At 70.9% G+C, this 1948-nt stretch carries 2 protein-coding genes; one reads left to right on the forward strand and one right to left on the reverse strand.

Features of this window, described 5'->3' with window-relative positions; genetic code table 11:
• Window positions 1-1255 (reverse strand): UvrD-helicase domain-containing protein (locus tag ACRDUX_RS22270; RefSeq protein WP_526416574.1); only part of this gene is annotated, 1255 nt, incomplete at its 3' end.
• Between the two features lie 64 nt (window positions 1256-1319).
• Between ACRDUX_RS22270 and ACRDUX_RS22275 the strand changes: the two genes are divergently transcribed.
• A partial coding sequence (locus ACRDUX_RS22275; protein WP_526416576.1) for an alpha/beta fold hydrolase occupies window positions 1320-1948 on the forward strand: 629 nt, incomplete at its 3' end.

Below are 1948 nucleotides of genomic sequence, written 5' to 3' on the forward strand. Positions count from 1 at the left end.
TTCCTGCACAATCATCGCGTCCGGCTTCTTGGATAAAGCCGTGCGTTCGTACAGCATCGAGTCGATGCGCTCGCGCCAACCCCGCTCCGGCACGCGGTACCGACCTCACGATGACCGCCATCTCGGACCACGGCACACCGTCGACCAGATGCGCCCGGCGCAGGGCGTCGGCGATCACCGCGGATTCCGCACGCTCGGTTGCGGCGATCCGCACCGCCAATGACCCCGGCCGGTCGTCGGCCGCGGTGAGGTGCCTGGCGTCGTCGACGCCGGGCAGCCTGGCCGCGATACCCGTAACGGCTCGAGCAATGGCCGATGCGCACCGGTGCGAATCGGAGAGCACGATCGCCGGATGCTCACCCGCGCCGAGCAGCGCGGGGTCGGCGCCGCGGTAGCCGAACACCGACTGATTCGGATCGCCCGTGATCACGGCGAGCTCGGCACCGGCCGCCAGCACGCGGACCAGAAGAGCCGCCTGGGGATCGAGGTTCTGCGCATCGTCGACGAGCAACAGACGGATTCTGCCTCGCTCGGCGGCCAGCAGTTCGGGGTCGGCGGCGAAGGCCTCGAGGGCAGCGCCGACCAGTTCGGCAGCGCCGAGTGCGGGGACCGTCGCCTGCGGAGCCGCCATGCCGACCGCGGAGCGCAGCAGCATCACGTGTTCGTACACCTGCGCGAACTGACCGGCGGCCACCCACTCCGGACGGCCGGCCCGCCTGCCCACACGTTGCAGCGCAGCGGGTTCCACCCCCCGTTCGGTGCAGCGGGCAAGGAGGTCCCGCAGCTCATTGGCGAACCCGACGGTGCCGAGGGCGGGCAACAGATGCCGGGGCCAGGCCACCGAGGCATTGGCTCCGTCCTCCAGATCGCCCGCGAGGAGCTCGCGGATGATGCCGTCCTGCTCGGCGCTGGTGACCAGCCGTGGCGGAGGATCACCGTTGCGCTGCGCCGCCAACCGCAGCACCGCGAAGGCATACGAGTGGACGGTGCGCACCATCGGCTCACGTACCGCGGAGCGTCCGGAGTCACCCAACAGCGCTGCGGTGACCGCGGCACGGGCGTGGGCGCCGAGCCTGGCCGAACCCGTCAGCAGCAGAACGGATTCCGGATCGGCCCCGGCGGCGATGCGCGCGGCCGCCGTCTCGACGAGCAGCGAGCTCTTCCCGGTGCCCGGCCCGCCGAGCACGCGCACGGTGCCCCGCACACCGGGTTCGGTCAGCACGGTGGGAGACGGTGCAGTGCGTGGCGCGGGCATGAACGAATACCACCACGGGGGTACGACAAGATCCCACGGACGGGAGCGTGGCAGCATCGACGGCGTGACCTCTCCGCTGCACACGTACCGCTTCGGCCCCGCTGAACCCCCTCGCGCACTCCTCATCCACGGCCTGACGGGTTACGGCAAGCGGTGGGAGTCGCTGGCCACCACCCACCTTCCCGAGGTGAGCATGCTGGCCCCCGACCTGCTCGGCCACGGCCAGTCGTCCTGGGACGCCCCGTGGACGATCGAGGCCAATGTCACCGCCCTCGGCGCCCTGGTCGACGCCGAAGCAGGAGGTCCGGTGGTCGTGGTGGGCCACTCGTTCGGAGGAGCCGTCGCCCTGAACCTGGCTGCGACGCGGCCGGATCTGGTGTCCGGGTTGGTGCTTCTCGATCCCGCGGTGGGTCTCGACGGCGGGTGGATGCGCCGGATCGCCGACGAGATGTTCAGCTCCCCCGACTACACCGACCGCGCCGAGGCCCGTGCCGACAAGTTGGACGGATCGTGGGTCGAGGTGGACGAACGGGACCTCGATCGCGAACTCGACGAGCATCTCGTCGACCTACCCAACGGGCGCGTCGGATGGCGTGTCAGCATGCCTGCCGCCATGGCGTACTGGAGCGAGTTGACCCGGCCGGCGCTGGCGCCGCGCGACGGCACGCCGACGACCCTGGTCCGGGCCAAGCT

The sequence above is a fragment of the Mycobacterium sp. genome (genome assembly GCF_050701675.1).
Classification (GTDB): domain Bacteria; phylum Actinomycetota; class Actinomycetes; order Mycobacteriales; family Mycobacteriaceae; genus Mycobacterium.